11 protein-coding genes are annotated in these 17,059 nt (G+C 66.3%); 7 read left to right on the forward strand and 4 right to left on the reverse strand.

Annotated features, from left to right (window positions below; translation table 11 throughout):
- Positions 1-29: 29 nt before the first annotated feature.
- The 4 genes from AC5P7E_RS00675 to AC5P7E_RS00690 are packed head-to-tail and all read left to right on the forward strand — an operon-like array spanning position 30 to position 4,126.
- A complete protein-coding gene (locus tag AC5P7E_RS00675) occupies positions 30-1,397 on the forward strand; it encodes an FAD-dependent oxidoreductase (protein ID WP_012480765.1) in 1,368 nt (455 codons plus the stop codon).
- Entirely contained in the window at positions 1,397-2,836 is a 1,440-nt protein-coding gene (gene sbcB, locus AC5P7E_RS00680) for an exodeoxyribonuclease I (protein ID WP_109337273.1), read from the forward strand. The genes AC5P7E_RS00675 and sbcB overlap by 1 nt, the downstream gene beginning before the upstream one ends.
- Positions 2,833-3,519, forward strand: coding sequence for a DUF2461 domain-containing protein (locus AC5P7E_RS00685; protein ID WP_114619072.1), 687 nt, complete (start codon positions 2,833-2,835; stop codon positions 3,517-3,519). Before sbcB ends, AC5P7E_RS00685 begins: the two co-directional genes overlap by 4 nt.
- Positions 3,520-3,574: 55 nt before the next feature.
- Positions 3,575-4,126, forward strand: a complete 552-nt coding sequence (locus AC5P7E_RS00690; protein WP_329761695.1) for a DUF2939 domain-containing protein — start codon at positions 3,575-3,577, stop codon at positions 4,124-4,126.
- A 103-nt stretch (positions 4,127-4,229) separates the two neighbouring features.
- Here AC5P7E_RS00690 and AC5P7E_RS00695 read toward each other — a convergent pair whose 3' ends face one another.
- The 3 genes from AC5P7E_RS00695 to AC5P7E_RS00705 form a co-directional block, all read right to left on the reverse strand.
- The gene (locus tag AC5P7E_RS00695; protein ID WP_114619071.1) at positions 4,230-5,174 is read right to left on the reverse strand and encodes a 5'-nucleotidase; all 945 of its coding nucleotides are present in this window, start codon (positions 5,172-5,174) and stop codon (positions 4,230-4,232) included.
- Positions 5,175-5,221: 47 nt separating this feature from the next.
- Positions 5,222-5,995, reverse strand: a complete 774-nt coding sequence (locus tag AC5P7E_RS00700; protein WP_005410243.1) for an NAD kinase — start codon at positions 5,993-5,995, stop codon at positions 5,222-5,224.
- A 190-nt stretch (positions 5,996-6,185) separates the two neighbouring features.
- Complete coding sequence (locus AC5P7E_RS00705; RefSeq protein WP_111173890.1) at positions 6,186-11,162, reverse strand: NAD-glutamate dehydrogenase; 4,977 nt, start codon at positions 11,160-11,162, stop codon at positions 6,186-6,188.
- Between the two features lie 250 nt (positions 11,163-11,412).
- Between AC5P7E_RS00705 and AC5P7E_RS00710 the strand changes: the two genes are divergently transcribed.
- From AC5P7E_RS00710 to AC5P7E_RS00720, 3 genes are read left to right on the forward strand one after another with little or no spacing between them, the layout of a single operon-like run.
- A complete protein-coding gene (locus tag AC5P7E_RS00710; protein WP_005410245.1) occupies positions 11,413-12,069 on the forward strand; it encodes a TetR/AcrR family transcriptional regulator in 657 nt (218 codons plus the stop codon).
- A complete protein-coding gene (locus AC5P7E_RS00715; RefSeq protein WP_049448991.1) occupies positions 12,069-13,337 on the forward strand; it encodes an efflux RND transporter periplasmic adaptor subunit in 1,269 nt (422 codons plus the stop codon). Before AC5P7E_RS00710 ends, AC5P7E_RS00715 begins: the two co-directional genes overlap by 1 nt.
- A 15-nt stretch (positions 13,338-13,352) precedes the next feature.
- A complete protein-coding gene (locus AC5P7E_RS00720; RefSeq protein WP_005413921.1) occupies positions 13,353-16,526 on the forward strand; it encodes a multidrug efflux RND transporter permease subunit in 3,174 nt (1,057 codons plus the stop codon).
- Positions 16,527-16,679: 153 nt separating this feature from the next.
- On the opposite strand, the gene AC5P7E_RS00725 is transcribed toward AC5P7E_RS00720, so the two are convergent.
- Positions 16,680-16,973, reverse strand: coding sequence for a hypothetical protein (locus tag AC5P7E_RS00725; protein WP_033833585.1), 294 nt, complete (start codon positions 16,971-16,973; stop codon positions 16,680-16,682).
- Positions 16,974-17,059 lie beyond the last annotated feature (86 nt).

A 17,059-nucleotide genomic window follows, 5' to 3' on the forward strand; every position in this document is an offset into this window, starting at 1 on the left:
CGGTCCCTCCCCTACTGCTGGACAGTTCGTTGATCGCACATGCTTCCCGCTCGTTGAGCATTATCGGTGCCGGCCTCGCCGGGTCGCTGCTGGCCATCCTGCTGTCACGCCAGGGCTGGCGCATCACCCTGTACGAACGCCGTGGCGATCCACGCGTGGCCGACTATGAGAGCGGCCGCTCGATCAACCTGGCGCTGGCCGAGCGTGGGCGCAATGCGCTGCGCCAGGCCGGTGTGGAAGACGAGGTCATGGCGCGCGCGGTGATGATGCGCGGACGCATGGTGCATCCGCGCGAAGGCGAACCGCAGCTGCAGCGCTATGGCCGCGACGACAGCGAAGTGATCTGGTCGATCCATCGCAGCGACCTCAACACCACGCTGCTGGAACTGGCCGAACAGGCCGGCGCCACCGTGCACTTCCATCGCCGCCTGCATACCGTCGATTTCGACGCCGGCTACGCACGCTTCATCGACGACCGCGACGACAGCCCGCATGACATCCGCTTCGACACCCTGATCGGTGCCGATGGTGCAGGCTCGGCCCTGCGCGCGGCGATGAACCGGCGGGCGCCGCTGGGCGAGGACATCGCGTTCCTCGATCACTCCTACAAGGAGCTGGAAATTCCGCCGGCCGACGATGGCAGCTTCCGCATCGAGCGCAACGCGCTGCATATCTGGCCGCGCGGCCATTACATGTGCATCGCCCTGCCCAATCACGAAGGCACCTTCACCGTCACTTTGTTCCTGCCCAACCAGGGCGATCCCAGCTTCGCCACGATCAATACCGGCGCGCAGGCCGAGGCGCTGTTCGCGCGCGAGTTCGCCGACACCCTGCCGCTGATCCCGAACCTGCGCGCAGACTGGGAACAGCACCCGCCGGGCCTGCTTGGCACGCTGACGCTCGATCGCTGGCACCAGCAGGGCCGTGCCGTGCTGATCGGCGACGCCGCGCATGCGATGGTGCCGTTCCACGGCCAGGGCATGAACTGCGCGTTCGAGGACTGCGTTGCGCTGGCCCGCCACCTGATGGAGGCCGATGATCTGGAAGGTGCGTTCGCCGCGTTCGAAGCCGAGCGCAAGCCGAATGCACGTGCCATCCAGCAGATGGCGCTGGAGAACTACCTGGAAATGCGCGATCGCGTCGCCGACCCTGCATTCCTGCTGCAGCGCGAACTGGAACAGGAACTGCAGCGGCGCTGGCCGACCCGCTTCGTGCCGCACTACACCATGGTCACCTTCCTGCACACGCCGTACGCCGAGGCGCTACGCCGCACCGAACTGCAACGCGACATGCTGGTGGCCGCCACCACCGGCCATGATTCACTGGACAACATCGACTGGGCCGCGCTGGAAGCGCAGATCCATGCGCAGCTGCCGGTCCTGGAGGGCGCGCACTGATGGCTGACAGCTTCCTGTTCTACGATCTGGAAACCTTCGGCCAGGACCCGCGGCGCACGCGCATCTCGCAGTTCGCCGCCATCCGCACCGACGCCGATCTCAACGAAATCGACACCCCGGTCAGCTTCTTCGTGCGCCCGGCCGATGACCTGCTGCCCTCGCCGATGGCCACCCTGGTTACCGGCATCACCCCTCAGCAGGCACTGGCCGAGGGCATCAGCGAGGCCGAGGCCTTCGACCGCATCAACGAGCAGCTGTCGCGCCCCGGCACCTGCGCGCTGGGCTACAACACGCTGCGCTTCGACGATGAGTTCGTCCGCTACGGGCTGTTCCGCAACTTCCACGATCCGTACGAACGCGAGTGGCGCAACGGTAATTCGCGCTGGGACCTGCTGGACATGCTGCGGCTGATGCGCGCGATGCGCCCGGACGGCATACAGTGGCCGCTGCGCGAGGATGGCGCCACCTCGTTCAAGCTCGAACATCTGGCCGAAGCCAACCACGTGCGCGAAGGCGATGCACACGAAGCACTGTCCGACGTGCGCGCCACCATCGGCATGGCGCGGCTGTTCAAGCAGTCGCAACCACGCCTGTGGGACTACGCCCTGAAGCTGCGCGACAAGCGCTTCGTCGGCGGCCTGCTGGACGTGGCCGCGATGAAGCCGGTGCTGCACATTTCCATGCGCTACCCGGCCAGCCGCCTGTGCGCGGCACCGGTGCTGCCGTTGGCCGTGCACCCGACCATCAACAACCGGGTGATCGTGTTCGACCTGGAAGGCGAGATCGACGACCTGCTGGAACTGCCGGCCGAGGTGATCGCACAGCGCCTGTACATGCGCGCCAGCGAGCTGCCCGAAGGCGCGGCACGGGTACCGCTGAAGGAAGTGCATCTGAACAAGGTGCCGGCGCTGATCGCCTGGAACCACCTGCGTGCCGATGATCACGCGCGCCTCGGCCTGGATGTGGCTGCGATCGAAGCCAAGGTGAAGCGCCTGCGCGCGTTCGCCCCGCAGCTGGCCGAGAAGGCCCGGCAGGTCTACAACCAGCCCCGCGCCGCCACCGTGGCCGACGTCGATGCCTCGCTGTACGACGGCTTCCTCGGCAACGGTGACAAGCCGCTGCTTGCGCTCGCACGCACCACCGCGCCCGAGCAGCTGGGCGCGCTGGAAGGTCGCTTCCGCGACCCGCGCCTGCCGGAACTGCTGTTCCGCTACCGCGCGCGCAATCATCCCGACAGCCTCGCACCGCCTGAACGCCAGCGCTGGCAGGATTACCGCCGCCAGCGCCTGCTCGGAGACGGCGGCCTGGGCGAACTCAACCTGCCCCAGTACCAGCAGCAGCTGGATGCACTGGCCGCCGAAGCGCCCGATGACACCCGGCGCCAGGCCCTGCTGCAATCGCTGCGCGACTGGGGCCAGCACCTGCAGGAGACGCTGTGAGCACTTATTTCTCGGACGCCAGCTTCAAGTTCCTGCGCAGCCTTGCGCGGCACAACGACAAGGCCTGGTTCAACGATCACCGCCAGCAGTACGAAGACCACGTGCGGCAGCCGTTCCTGCGCCTGCTGGGCGACCTGCAGCCGGCGCTGGCCGAGGTCAGCGAGCACTTCCGCGCCGATACCCGTGGCGTCGGTGGCTCGCTGTTCCGCATCCATCGTGACGCGCGTTTTTCCAACGACAAGTCGCCCTACAAGACCTGGCAGGGTGCACGCCTGTTCCATGAGCGCCGCCGCGAAGTGGCCGCGCCCTCGTTCTACGTGCACCTGCAGCCGGGCGAGAGCTTCGTCGGCGCCGGCCTGTGGCATCCGGAACCGGAAACCCAGCGCCGCGTACGCCACTTCATCCTCGACAATCCGGGCAGCTGGAAGGCCGCCGCGTATGCACCGACCCTGCGCAAACGCTTCGATTTCGAGGAGAGCGAAAAGCTGGTGCGGCCCCCGCGTGGCTTCCCGGCCGACTTCGAGTTCATCGACGACCTCAAGCACCGCAACTGGGTGATGTGGCGCTCGCTGGACGATGCCACCATGACCGGCCCGCGCCTGCTGTCCACCCTGGGCAAGGACCTGGCTGGGCTCGGCCCGTTCGTTGACTACCTGTGCGCGGCGCTGGACCTGGAGTTCTGAGCCGCATCATCTGCCGTTCACCACTGGCTGCCTCACTTGCGGCAGTCTGGACAGCATGAAGAAGCTCCCTGCACTGGCTGTGCTGCTGGTCCTGGCCTTGGCTGCGTGGTGGTTCGGCGGCCCGTACATGGCCGTGCGTGGCCTGTCCAAGGCCATCGAAGAACGCGACACGGCGCGACTGGAACGCTATGTCGATTTCCCTCGCGTGCGCAGCAGCCTGCGCGCCCAGCTCAACGACTATCTGGTACGCCAGGCCGGCCCGGATGTAGCGGCCAGCCCGTTCGGCGCCCTGCTCTACGGCCTCGGCGACCAGCTCGGCGGTGCCGCGGTGGAAACCATGGTGACCCCGACCGGGATCGGCGCAATGCTGCAGGGCCACGTGCTGTGGAAGCGCGGCCGCAATGAACTGCAGGGCGGTGATGCCTTCGGCGCGACCGAGCCGGCACGGCCATTGAAGAACGCCGAGCATCACTTCGAAGCGCTGGACCGCTTCGTGATCGACGTCGATCGCGGCCCCGACCAGCCGCCGATGAAAGTGGTGCTGGAACCGCAGGGCCTGCGCTGGAAGGTGGTGGATCTGCAGTTGGGGATGTCGGCCACCCCGTGACGGGTCATGCCCTTCGACGGTGCTGCTTTCGGTAGATGCCCACCTTGGTGGGCGTCGATGCATGGCAGTGCCAACCAACGGTTGGCACCCACCCGGCGTGGTCTCACCCCTCGTTGGCGACACCGTGCGGTACGTGGCCGGCGGCCACGTGTTCGCGCGCACTGTCGATGTTGTGCTGCGAATCATCGAAGAAGATGTCGGCACCGAACGCCTGCAGGAACGGCCCCTTGTGGCGGCCGCCGAGGAACAGCGCTTCGTCCAGGCGCACTCCCCACTCGCGCAGGGTGCGGATTACGCGCTCATGCGCCGGTGCCGAGCGTGCGGTCACCAGCGCAGTGCGGATCGGCGCGCTCTCGCCGGCCGGGAACACTTCCTGCAGCGTATGCAGGGCCGACAGGAAACCGCGGAATGGGCCGCCGCTGAGGGGTTCGCGGGCCCGTTCACGCTCGTGCCGGCCAAATGCCTCCACGCCCTGCTCGCGTGAGATGCGCTCGCTCTCGTCACCGAAGATCACCGCGTCACCGTCGAAGGCGATGCGCAACTGGCCGGCCGGGCGCCCGGTATCGATCTGGTCGGCCGCCGCTGCCGCGGTCTCGCCGGGCGGCTTGGGCAGGATGGTTGCCGCGGCGATGCCATGGCGCAGCGCGCTGCGCACCGATTCCGGGTTGGCCGACAGGAACAGGTCGGTGCCGAACGGCTTCACGTACGGCCAGGTCGGCTCGCCGGCGGTGAACGTTGCACGGATGATGCCCAGGCCGTAGTGCTGGATCGAATTGAAGATGCGCAGGCCGGTATCGGCCGAGTTGCGCGACAGCAGGATCACCTCGACGCGAGGATTCTCCGGGCTGGCGCCCTGGTTCAAAGCCAGCAGCTTGCGTACCACCGGAAACGCCACGCCGGGGCCGAGGATGTCGTCCTCGTGCTGGCGCTGGAATTCGGCATAGGCCGCCACGCCTTCGCTCTCGAACAGCGCGTGGCTTTCCTCGAGGTCGAACAGCGCGCGCGAGGTCACCGCGACGGTCAGCAAACGGGGGGAGTTGTCGCCCATCGGTGGGGGTCCTTCAAGCGGTCGGCACGGCCGGCTGCCCATTGTCCTCAAAAAACGAACTGTTCGCTCAGGATCCGGTCTTCCAGGTTGTGCTCCGGGTCGAACAGCAGGGTCACGCGGCGGTCCTTCGACTCACGGATGGTCACCTCGACCACGTCGCGGGTCTCGTGCGAGTCGGCAGTCACGCTGACCGGGCGCTTGTACGGATCGAGCACGCGGAAGCGCACTTCGGTATCGGCCTTCAGGATCGCGCCGCGCCAGCGCCGCGGCCGGTACGGGGCCAACGGCGTCAGCGCGATGGTGTGCGAGCCCAGCGGCAGCACCGGACCATGCGCGGAATAGTTGTAGGCGGTACTGCCGGCCGGGGTGGCCACCAGCACGCCGTCGCCGATCAGTTCGGCCACGCGCTCCTGGCCGTTGAGGTCGATGCCGATATGCGCGGCCTGCCGGGTCTGGCGCAGGAGCGAAACGTCGTTGTAGGCCAGCGAGCCGGTACTGGTGCCGGACTCGGTCAGCGCCACCATTTCCAGCGGGCGCAGGTTGGCCGGTTCTGCGCGTGCGATGCGGGCCTGCACGTCGTCGTCTCCACGGTACTGGTTCATCAGGAAGCCGACCGTGCCCAGCTTCATGCCGAACACCGGCTTGCCCAGGTGCCCATGCCGATGCAGGGTCTGCAGCATGAAGCCGTCGCCCCCCAGCGGGCACAGCACGTCGGCCTGCTCCGGCGCGTGATCGCCATAACGCGAGATCATCGCCGCGCGGGCCATCTGCGCGGGCTCGGCGGTGCTGGCCAGGAAAGCGATGCGGGGGGTGTCGCTCATCGGTGGATCCGGGTGGGTGTGCCTGCAAGAGCATACCCGGTAGTGCCGGCCGCTGGCCGGCAGCTGCACCCGGTTGCGGTTCATGCGGCTGCCGGCCACCGCCCGGCACTACCGTGCAATGCAGAACGGCCCCGCTTTCGCGGGGCCGTTCCGGTTCACGCATGCCAGGCATGGCCTGGCACTACTTCACTTACGCGCCGTGTGCCGCCAGCTGGCCCAGGCGCTGCACCGCGACCGAAACGGTCGGGTAGTCCAGGGTCTTCTGCTCGGCCAGTTCGGCCAGCATCGCCAGGGTGAAGCGCAGGCTGTTGTCGTCGCGGCCCATCCAGGCTGCGACCTTGGCCTCCGCGCTGCTGCCCTTGGTGCCCAGCACCTGGCCGGCCAGGTTGCGGTGGTTGGCGGCCAGCTCGTCACGCAGCACGCCACGTGCCACGGCGTGCCAACGACCGTTGACCTCCAGCGCATCGACCTGCTCGAACAGCCACGGCAGCTGCAGGGCATCGCCCAGGCGGAAGTGGACCTTGGACACGTCCACCGGCTTCAGCTTGCGGGTGCGGGCCAGTTCGATGATGTCGAACGCCGGCTCCAGGAAGTGCAGTTCGGCCAGCTGCTGCGCCAGCGCGGACGGCAGGCCCTTTTCCTTCCACTCGGCCACCAGGGCTTCGTAGGTCGGACGCTGCGAATCCGGCAGCACACCCGAGGCAACGCGGATGTCGTTGAACGGACCCTGGTAGCGGTTGACCGCTTCAGTGATGCCCGGCATCGCGCCCGGGCGCGACAGCAGCCAACGCACGAACGAACGCTGCAGCTTCCAGATCACTTCTAGTGCGTCGATCTGCACCGACTCCGGCACCTTGCCGTCGAGTGCATCGATCTGCGCCCACAGCGCGCGCGCATCCAGCGTTTCGCGGCTGATGGTGTAGGCCTTGGCGACCTCGGCGATGGAACGGCCGGTGTCTTCCTGCATGCGCATCAGGAAGGTGGCGCCCATGCGGTTGATGGTCTGGTTGGTCACGGCCGTGGCGATGATTTCGCGCTTCAGGCGGTGACGCTCCATCGCGTCGGCGTACTTCTTCTGCAGCGGGGTCGGGAAGTAACGCTGCAGTTCCTTGGACAGGTACGGATCTTCCGGGATGTCCGATTCCAGCAGCTGGGCGAACGCCACCAGCTTCGAGTAGGACAGCAGCACCGACAGTTCCGGGCGGGTCAGGCCCTGGCCGCGTGCCTTGCGCTGGGACAGCTCGGCGTCGGACGGCAGGAACTCGATCTGGCGATCCAGCAGGCCCTGCTGTTCCAGGGTACGGATGAAGTGCTGCTTGGAACCCAGGCGCTTGACCGCCATCCGCTCCATCAGGCTCAGCGCCTGGTTCTGGCGGTAGTTGTCGTTGAGCACCAGCTCGGCGACTTCATCGGTCATCGAGGCCAGCAGCTTGTTGCGCTGCTCGACGGTCAGCTTCTTGGCCCGCACTACATCGTTGAGCAGGATCTTGATGTTGACTTCGTGGTCGGAGGTGTCCACACCGGCCGAGTTGTCGATGAAGTCGGTGTTGAGCAGCACGCCGGCCTGGGCGGCTTCGATGCGGCCCAGCTGGGTCATGCCCAGGTTGCCGCCCTCGCCCACCACCTTGCAGCGCAGCTCGCCACCGTTCACGCGCAGGGCGTTGTTGGCGCGGTCGCCGACATCGCTGTGCTGCTCGCTGGCAGCCTTCACGTAGGTACCGATGCCGCCGTTCCACAGCAGGTCGACCGGTGCCTTCAGGATCGCGCTCATCAGATCGTTCGGCGACAGCGCCTTGACGTTGTCATCCAGGCCCAGCGCTTCACGCACCTGCGGGGTGATCTCGATCGACTTCAGGCTGCGCGGGTACACGCCGCCGCCCTTGCTGATCAGCTTGGCGTCGTAGTCCGCCCAGCTCGAACGTGGCACGGTGAACAGGCGCTCACGTTCGACGAACGTGGTGGCCGCATCCGGGTTCGGGTCCAGGAAGATGTGGCGGTGGTCGAAGGCAGCGACCAGGCGGATGTGGCGCGACAGCAGCATGCCGTTGCCGAACACGTCGCCGGACATGTCGCCGACGCCGACCGCAGTGAAGTCCTGGGTCTGGCTGTCACGGCCCAGCGCGCGGAAGTGGCGCTTGACCGATTCCCACGCACCGCGTGCGGTGATGCCCATGCCCTTGTGGTCATAGCCAACCGAACCACCGGAGGCGAACGCATCGCCCATCCAGAAGCCGTGCGCGATGGCCAGGCCGTTGGCGATGTCGGAGAAGGTCGCGGTGCCCTTGTCGGCGGCCACCACCAGGTACGGATCGTCCATGTCGTGGCGCACGACATCCACCGGCGGCACGATCTTGTTGTTGACGATGTTGTCGGTGATGTCCAGCAGGCCCTGGATGAACAGCTTGTAGCAGGCCACGCCGTTGGCGAAGATCGCGTCGCGGTCGCCGTTCACCGGCGGGGTCTTGGCGAAGAAGCCGCCCTTCGCGCCGACCGGCACGATCACGGTGTTCTTGACCATCTGTGCCTTGACCAGGCCCAGCACTTCGGTACGGAAGTCTTCGCGACGGTCCGACCAGCGCAGGCCACCACGGGCGACCGCGCCGAAGCGCAGGTGGGTACCTTCCACGCGCGGGCCGTAGACGAAGATCTCGCGGTACGGGCGCGGCTTCGGCAGGTCCGGCACCAGCGCCGAATCAAACTTGAAGCTGATGACATGGCCGTGCTGGCCGTTGGCATCGGTCTGGTAGTAGCTGGTGCGCAGGGTCGCGTCGATCACGCCCATGAACGAGCGCAGGATGCGGTCCTCGTCCAGGCTGGACACACGGTCCATCAGCTTCAGCAGCGCATCGCGCGCGGCCTGCATCTGCGCGTCGCGGTCACCCTTGCGGGCGTCGACCACGGTCTTGAGCACCTTCAGGGTGGCGTCGTCGCCAGCAGCCAGCACATCGAAGTGGGCCTTCAGCTGGGCCTGGCCGGCGGCGATGTCGTCCTTGCTCTCGTGGCCGGTAGCCGGATCGAAGCGCGCTTCGAACAGCTCGACCAGCAGTCGGGCCAGCAGCGGGTAGCGCGCGAAGGTGCCTTCCACGTAGGCCTGCGAGAACGGCACGCCGGTCTGCAGCAGGTACTTGCAGTAGCCACGCAGCATGGCGACCTGGCGCCAGTGCAGGCCGGCAGCCAGCACCAGGCGGTTGAAGCCGTCGTTCTCGGCATCGCCGTGCCAGACGCGGGCAAAGGTCTCGCCGAAGGCTTCATCGACGCTGGCGGCATCGATCGCGCCGGCGGTCGATTCGACCTCGAAGTCCTGCACGTACACCGGGGCGTTGTCGACCGACAGGCGGTACGGACGCTCGGCGATCACGCGCAGGCCCATGTTTTCCATCATCGGCAGCGCGTCCGACAGCGGGATGTCGTCCAGCTGGCGATACAGCTTCAGGCGCAGGCCATCACCGCTTTCGCGCGGCACGGTCTGCAGGCTCAGGCGCAGGTCGTCCGGGCCGGTCAGGGCATCAAGCTGGCTGACATCGTTGGCTGCAACCGCGGTGCTGTTGTCTTCGATGTAGCCGGCCGGCAGCGCCTTGCCGATACGCGCGGCGATGCGCAGGCCTTCGGTCTCGCCGTGGCGGGCCACCAGCGCTTCGCGCAGGTCGTCCTGCCAGTTGCGCAGCACCTGGGCCAGCTTCTGCTCCAGTTCGGCGGTATCAACGTCGAGCATTTCACCCGGCTTCGGGCGCACGATCAGGTGAACCTGGGCCAGCGGCGATTCGCCCAGCACCACCGAGCTGTCCACGTACTCACCGTGCAGCGCGTCCTTCAGCATCGCCTCGATGCGCAGGCGCACGTCGGTGTTGAAGCGCTCGCGCGGCAGGTAGACCAGCGCGGAGATGAAACGGCTGTACTTGTCGCGGCGCAGGAACAGGCGGCTGCGCACGCGTTCCTGCAGGCCCAGCACGCCCATCGCGGTGCGGAACAGTTCGTCCTCGCTGGACTGGAACAGTTCTTCGCGCGGCAGGGTTTCCAGGATGTGGCGCAGGGCCTTGCCACTGTGGCTGGCCGGGGCCAGGCCGGACTGCTTCATCACGTGCTCGTGGCGCTGGCGCACCAGCGGGATCTCCCACGGGCGGCGGTTGTAGGCGCTGGAGGTGAACAGGCCGAGGAAGCGCTGCTCGCCGATGATCTTGCCCTTGGCGTCGAATTCCAGCACGCCGATGTAGTCCATGTAGCCGGCGCGGTGCACGCGCGAACGGGCATTGGTCTTGGTCAGGATCAGCGCGTCCTTCAGGCCGGACGTGGCGTTCAGGCCCTGCGCGGCCAGGGTCTTGACCGGGCGGGCCGCGGACTTGTCCTTGCCGCGCATCAGGCCCAGGCCGGTGTCGTTCAGCGGCGCAAGTACGTCTTCCTTGCCCTGCTTCTCGACGCGGTACTCGCGGTAGCCGAAGAAGGTGAAGTGGTTGTCGGCGGCCCAGCGCAGGAACTCCTGTGCTTCCTTGCGCGATGCATCGTCGACCGGCAGCTGGCGCTTGCCCAGGTCGTCGGCCAGCGCCAGTGCCTTGTCCTTCATCGGCTGCCAGTCGCGCACGATCGCGCGCACTTCGTCCAGCGCCTTGTTGATGGCCTGTTCGATGGCGGCCATGGCTTCGGCCGGCTGGCGGTCGATCTCCAGCAGCATCACCGACTCGGCATCACCCTCGCCGACCTTGACCAGCTTGCCGGCCTTGTCGCGGGTGAAGCGCAGCACCGGGTGGCCCAGCACGTGGACGCCCACGCCCTGCTCGGCCAGCGACATGGTGACCGTATCGACGAGGAACGGCATGTCATCGTTGACGATCTGCAGCACGGTGTGCGGCGATTCCCAACCGTTGGCCTTCGCGGTCGGATTGAACACGCGGACGTTGGCCTTGCCGGCCTTGCGGGCACGCGCGAATTCCAGCGTCTCAGCCGCGAGAGCGGCCCACTCTTCAGCGCTGTGGTGCGGGAACTCGTCCGACTCCATGCGCTTGTAGAAGTCAGTGGCAAAGGCCACTGCTTCGGCCTGTGCGGCCGCGGGGTAGCGCTTGCGCAAGGCCGTGTACACCGGCTCCAGGGAGAAACCAGCGGTCACTGCGACCTCCGACTCTGCTGGTTTCGTCTTGTTCTTCACGGTCTTGGCTGCGGTTTTTTGCGGTTTCATGGCAGAGCGATGCGCTTGCTCAGTTGGGAAAATGAAATTGTAGCCCTACCGCGCGAAAAGGCCTTGCTGCAGGACGGAATAAGCAGATTCGGGTTTGCTGCGGTTCAAACGCCTATTCAGTTCGCACCGGTATGGTGCTGGCGCCTGTTTCAGCACTGCCGGCAGGATCGGCAAAACGTGTTACCGGAAGACACACGCGGCGACGCCGACGCGATTCCACAATCCTGAACTGGACGGTATAGTCCACCGCGTGAACCCGGCCTACCTACCCGTTGCCCTCGATGCACGCGATGAGCGTGTGTTCGACGCCGTACGCGAACTGCTGGCCCAGCAGGGCATGCAGATGAGCATGGAGGCGGTGGCCCAGCACGCTGGCTGCTCCAAGCAGACCCTGTACTCGCGCTACGGCAGCAAGCAGGAACTGCTGCGCCGGGTGATGCAGCGCCACGTCGGCCACGCTACCGGCGCCATGGTTCGTGCACTCCGCACTGACGACCTGCGTGCCAGCCTGCTCCAGTTCGCCACCGACTTCCTGGAGCACTTCAACCAACCGCACGTGGGCCAGGCTTGCCGGCTGATCGCCGCCGACGCGGCCCAGTTTCCCGAAGAGGCGCGTACGCTGTACCGGCACGGAGCCGGCGCACTGACGCTTCATCTTGCTGAATGGATTGAAACCGTTTGCATGCGTGGCCAGCTCCGGCATGACGACCCGCACTTCATGGCCGAACTGCTGCTGAGCATGATTGCCGGTCAGGATTTCGACAAACAGCGTTTCCATACCCCCCATCGTGATGACGCGCGGCTGCGTCGGCGCTGGGCAGAGTTCTCCGTCGACAGCTTCCTGCGCGCCTTCGCGCCTCAGCCGTCGCCGGCCCCGTCTTCAAACCAACCCCGGAGTTCCTCCTGATGACCGCCCCACTCCGCACCCTTGCCTTGACGTGCGCCGTTGCTGTCGCGCTGGCTGCCTGCAAGAAGCCGGAACAGCAGACGCCCCCGCCGCCGGAGGTGGGCGTGATCGACGCCAAGCCGCAGACCCTGCCGCTGCAGCGCGAGCTGGTCGGTCGCCTGTCGCCGTTCCGCAGCGCCGACGTGCGCGCGCGCGTGCCGGGCGTGCTGCTCAAGCGCGTCTACCAGGAAGGCTCGCAGGTCAAGCAGGGCCAGACCCTGTTCCTGATCGACCCGGCGCCGCTGCGTGCCTCGCTCAACGCCTCCGAAGCACAGCTGGCCTCGGCCCGCGCGACCTACGCCAACGCCAAGGTGGCCGCCGACCGTGCACGTTCGCTGGCGCCGCAGCAGTTCGTCTCCAAGTCCGACCTGGACAACGCTGAATCGGCCGAGCGTACCGCGCTGGCGGCGGTCAAGCAGGCCGAAGCAGCGGTGACTTCCTCGCGCATCAGCCTGGGCTACACCGAAGTAACCGCACCGATCAGCGGCGTGGCCAACAAGCAGCAGGTCACCGAAGGCGCGCTGGTCGGCCAGGGCGATGTGACCCTGCTGACCACCGTCGACCAGCTCGACCCGCTGTACGTGAACTTCTCGCTGAGCGTGGACGAGCTGACCCAGCTGCGCGCGCAACAGGCCAAGGGCGCGCTGGCGCTGTCGGGCGACGGCAAGGCCACGGTGAACGTCAAGCTGGCCGATGGCAGCACCTACAGCGAGCCGGGCACCCTGGACTTCTCCTCGACCACGGTCGACCCGGCCACCGGTGCGGTGTCGTTGCGTGCGTTGCTGCCGAACCCGCAGCAGATCCTGCTGCCGGGCGCCTTCGTCAGCTTCCAGGCCAACCTGGGCGAACGCAACAATGCCTTCCTGGTACCGCAGCAGGCCCTGCTGCGCGACACCACCGGCGGCTACGTGATGGTGGTCGGCGCCGACGGCAAGGTTGTGCGCAAGAACGTGAAGACCGATGGCGCGCAGAACGGCAACTGGCTGGTCAGCGACGGCCTGGCCGCCGGCGACAAGGTGATCGTGGCCGGCGTGCAGAAGGTCAAGGAAGGTGCACCGGCGGTGGCCAAGCCGTGGACCCCGGGGCAGGACGCCAACGGCAAGCCGGCCGCAGGCGGCGCCGCTCCGGCGGGCACCGCACCGGCTGCTGGCAAGGCACCGGCCGACGCGGCCAAGCCCGAGCAGGCCGATGCGGCCAAGCCGGCCGCCACCGATTCGAACAAGCAGTAACGGGAACCTTCCGTCATGCCTAAATTTTTCATCGAACATCCAGTCTTCGCCTGGGTGGTGGCGATCCTGATCTCGCTCAGCGGCGTGATCGCGATCCTCAACCTGGGCGTGGAGTCCTATCCCAACATCGCCCCACCGCAGGTCACCGTCTCGGCCACCTACCCGGGCGCCAGTGCCGACACCACGGAAAAATCGGTCACCCAGGTGATCGAGCAGCAGCTGACCGGTATCGATCACCTGCTGTACTTCAGCTCTTCCTCGTCGTCCAACGGCCGTGCGCAGATCACCCTGACCTTCGAGACGGGTACCGATCCGGATATCGCCCAGGTGCAGGTGCAGAACAAGGTCTCGCTGGCCACGCCACGACTGCCTTCGGAAGTGACCCAGCAGGGCGTGGTGGTGGCCAAGGCCAACGCCGGCTTCCTGATGGTGGTGGCGCTGCAGTCCGATACCCCGACCATCAACCGTGATGCGCTGAACGACATCGTTGGTTCGCGCGTGCTCGACCAGGTCTCGCGTATCCCCGGCGTCGGCAGCACCCAGCAGTTCGGTTCCGAGTACGCCATGAACATCTGGCTGAACCCGGAAAAGATGCAGGGTTATGGCCTGTCGGCCAGCCAGGTGCTGGCTGCGGTGCGCGCGCAGAACGTGCAGTTCGCCGCCGGTGCGCTTGGCTCGGATCCGTCGCCGGAAGGCCAGCACTTCACCGCCACGGTCTCGGCCGAAGGCCGCTTCAGTTCGCCGCAGGAGTTCGAGAACATCATCCTGCGCGCCAACGCTGACGGCTCGCGGGTGCTGTTGAAGGACATCGCCCGCGTTGCCTTCGGTGCCAACAACTACGGTTTCGACACCCAGTACAACGGCAAGCCGACCGGTGCCTTCGCCATCCAGCTGCTGCCGGGCGCCAACGCCCTGAACGTGGCCGAGGCGGTGCGCGCCAAGATGGACGAGCTGCAGCCCAGCTTCCCGGCCGGCGTGACCTGGTTCTCGCCGTACGACAGCACCACCTTCGTCAAGATCTCGATCCAGGAAGTGGTCAAGACGCTGTTTGAAGCAGTGTTCCTGGTGTTCCTGGTGATGCTGATCTTCCTGCAGAACTTCCGCGCCACGCTGATCCCGACCCTGGTCATCCCGGTGGCGCTGCTCGGTACCTTCCTGGGCATGTGGATGATCGGCTTCACGATCAACCAGCTGACCCTGTTCGCGATGGTGCTGGCGATCGGCATCGTGGTCGATGACGCGATCGTGGTGATCGAGAACGTCGAACGCATCATGACCGAGGAAGGCCTGGCGCCGAAGCCGGCCACGCAGAAGGCGATGACCCAGATCACCGGCGCGGTGGTGGCGATCACCGTCGTGCTGGCTGCGGTGTTCATCCCGTCCGCCCTGCAGGGCGGCGCCGCCGGTGAGATCTACAAGCAGTTCGCCCTGACCATCGCCATTTCGATGGCGTTCTCGGCGTTCCTGGCGCTGGGCTTCACCCCAGCGCTGTGCGCGACCTTCCTGAAGCCGACGCACAACGACAACCCGAACATCGTCTACCGCACCTTCAACAAGTACTACGACAAGATCAGCCACACCTATGTCGGCCACATCACCTCGGCGGTGCGCCATGCGCCGCGCTGGATGATCCTGTTCGTGGTGCTCACCGCACTGTGCGGCTTCCTGTTCACCCGCATGCCGGGCAGCTTCCTGCCGGAAGAAGACCAGGGCTATGCGCTGGCGATCGTGCAGCTGCCGCCGGGCTCGACCAAGGGCCAGACCAACGAAGTGTTCGCGCAGATGCGTGGCATCCTGGAAAAGCAGGATGGCTATGAAGGCATGCTGCAGGTGGCCGGCTTCAGCTTCGTCGGTTCCGGCGAGAACGTCGGCATGGGCTTCATCCGCCTGAAGCCGTGGGAGGAACGCAAGTTCACCGCGCCCGAGTTCATCCAGAACATGAACGGCGCGTTCTACGGCATCAAGGAAGCGCAGATCTTCGTGGTCAACCTGCCCACCGTGCAGGGCCTTGGCCAGTTCGGCGGCTTCGACATGTGGCTGCAGGACCGCAGCGGTGCCGGTTACGAGCAGCTGACGCAGGCCCGCAACATCCTGCTCGGCCAGGCCGCGCAGAAGCCGGACCACCTGGTCGGCGTGCGCCCGAACGGCCTGGAAAACGCGCCGCAGCTGCAGCTGCATGTAGACCGCGTGCAGGCGCAGTCGATGGGCATGTCGGTGTCGGACGTGTACAGCACCATCCAGCTGATGCTGGCCCCGGTGTACGTCAACGACTTCTTCTACGAAGGCCGCATCAAGCGCGTGACCATGCAGGCCGATGGTCCGTACCGCACCGGCCAGGAATCGCTGAAGAGCTTCTACAGCCCCTCCAGCCTGACCAAGAACGCCGATGGCACCAATTCGATGATCCCGCTGAACACGGTGGTCAAGTCCGAATGGGTGTCGGCACCGCCGTCGCTGAGCCGCTATAACGGCTACTCGGCGATCAACATCGTCGGCTCGCAGGCCCCGGGTACCAGCTCGGGCGAGGCGATGCAGACCATGGAGAGCATCGTCAACGACGATCTGCCGGCCGGCTTCGGCTACGACTGGTCGGGCATGTCCTACCAGGAAATCCTGGCTGGCAACGCGGCGACGCTGCTGCTGGTGCTGTCGATCGTAGTGGTGTTCCTGTGCCTGGCCGCGCTGTATGAGAGCTGGTCGATCCCGGTGGCAGTGCTGCTGGTGGTGCCGCTGGGTGTGCTCGGCGCCCTCGGCCTGTCGATGCTGCGCGGCCTGCCCAACGATCTGTTCTTCAAGATCGGCCTGATCACCGTGATCGGCCTTGCGGCGAAGAACGCGATCCTGATCGTGGAGTTCGCGGTGGAGCAGCGCGCCGCCGGCAAGAACCTGCGCGATGCCACCATCGAAGCGGCCCGCCTGCGTTTCCGCCCGATCCTGATGACCTCGTTCGCGTTCATCATGGGCGTGATCCCGATGGCGATCTCCACCGGCGCGGGCGCCAATTCCCGCCACGCCATCGGTACCGGCGTGATCGGCGGCATGCTGTTCGCCACCCTGCTCGGCCTGTTGATGATCCCGGTGTTCTTCGTGGTCGTGCGCCGCATGCTGGGCGACAAGCTGGATGAACCGTCCAAGGAGTTCATGGAACGCCAGCGCGACGCGGATGCAGCACACCGTCCGGATCGTTGATCCAGCGGTGAACTGAAACGAGAAAGGCCCCGGAGCGATCCGGGGCCTTTGTTGTTGCCGCTTCTGGATCCATGCCGCCCCAGGTTGGCATCTACCGGGGCAACGGCATACCCGGTAGTCGCCAACCTTGGTGGGCGCTGTCCGGGCAGCGTCTCAGCGCAACACTGCGATCACCACGCATGCCGCCACAATCGCCAGTGCAGGCCATTGCATCGGCAGGAAGAAGAAGTGATGCGGAGCATGCTGCCCAGGTGCACGCGGCTTTCGATTGAGCACGAAACCCAGCACCGTGTTGATTGCCGAGCCAAGGCCGAACGCCAGCAGGACCTGGCTGAGTGAAGTATTGCCGCGACCCACCGCTGGATCCGGGAACAGGATGAGGATGAGCAGCACGGCAGCGATCGGTGTGAGCAGGGTCAGCAGCCCTGCGCCTCGATAGATGAGCATGTGGTGGCGTCCATGAACGGTGGAGCATTCTGCGACCAAGGAGCGGGAATGCCAATGGACCGTTGGCATGTCGACTGCCCGGAGAC

The sequence above is a fragment of the Stenotrophomonas sp. YJH_SMC_25 genome (assembly GCF_059369595.1).

Excerpts from the sequence above, each read along its gene's own strand:
- sbcB (WP_109337273.1), top strand. The coding sequence starts at position 1,397 with ATGGCTGACAGCTTCCTGTTCTACGATCTGGAAACCTTCGGCCAGGAC.
- AC5P7E_RS00690 (WP_329761695.1), top strand. The coding sequence starts at position 3,575 with ATGAAGAAGCTCCCTGCACTGGCTGTGCTGCTGGTCCTGGCCTTGGCT.
- AC5P7E_RS00695 (WP_114619071.1), bottom strand. The coding sequence starts at position 5,174 with ATGGGCGACAACTCCCCCCGTTTGCTGACCGTCGCGGTGACCTCGCGC.
- AC5P7E_RS00700 (WP_005410243.1), bottom strand. The coding sequence starts at position 5,995 with ATGAGCGACACCCCCCGCATCGCTTTCCTGGCCAGCACCGCCGAGCCC.
- AC5P7E_RS00705 (WP_111173890.1), bottom strand. The coding sequence starts at position 11,162 with ATGAAACCGCAAAAAACCGCAGCCAAGACCGTGAAGAACAAGACGAAA.
- AC5P7E_RS00715 (WP_049448991.1), top strand. The coding sequence starts at position 12,069 with ATGACCGCCCCACTCCGCACCCTTGCCTTGACGTGCGCCGTTGCTGTC.
- AC5P7E_RS00720 (WP_005413921.1), top strand. The coding sequence starts at position 13,353 with ATGCCTAAATTTTTCATCGAACATCCAGTCTTCGCCTGGGTGGTGGCG.
- AC5P7E_RS00725 (WP_033833585.1), bottom strand. The coding sequence starts at position 16,973 with ATGCTCATCTATCGAGGCGCAGGGCTGCTGACCCTGCTCACACCGATC.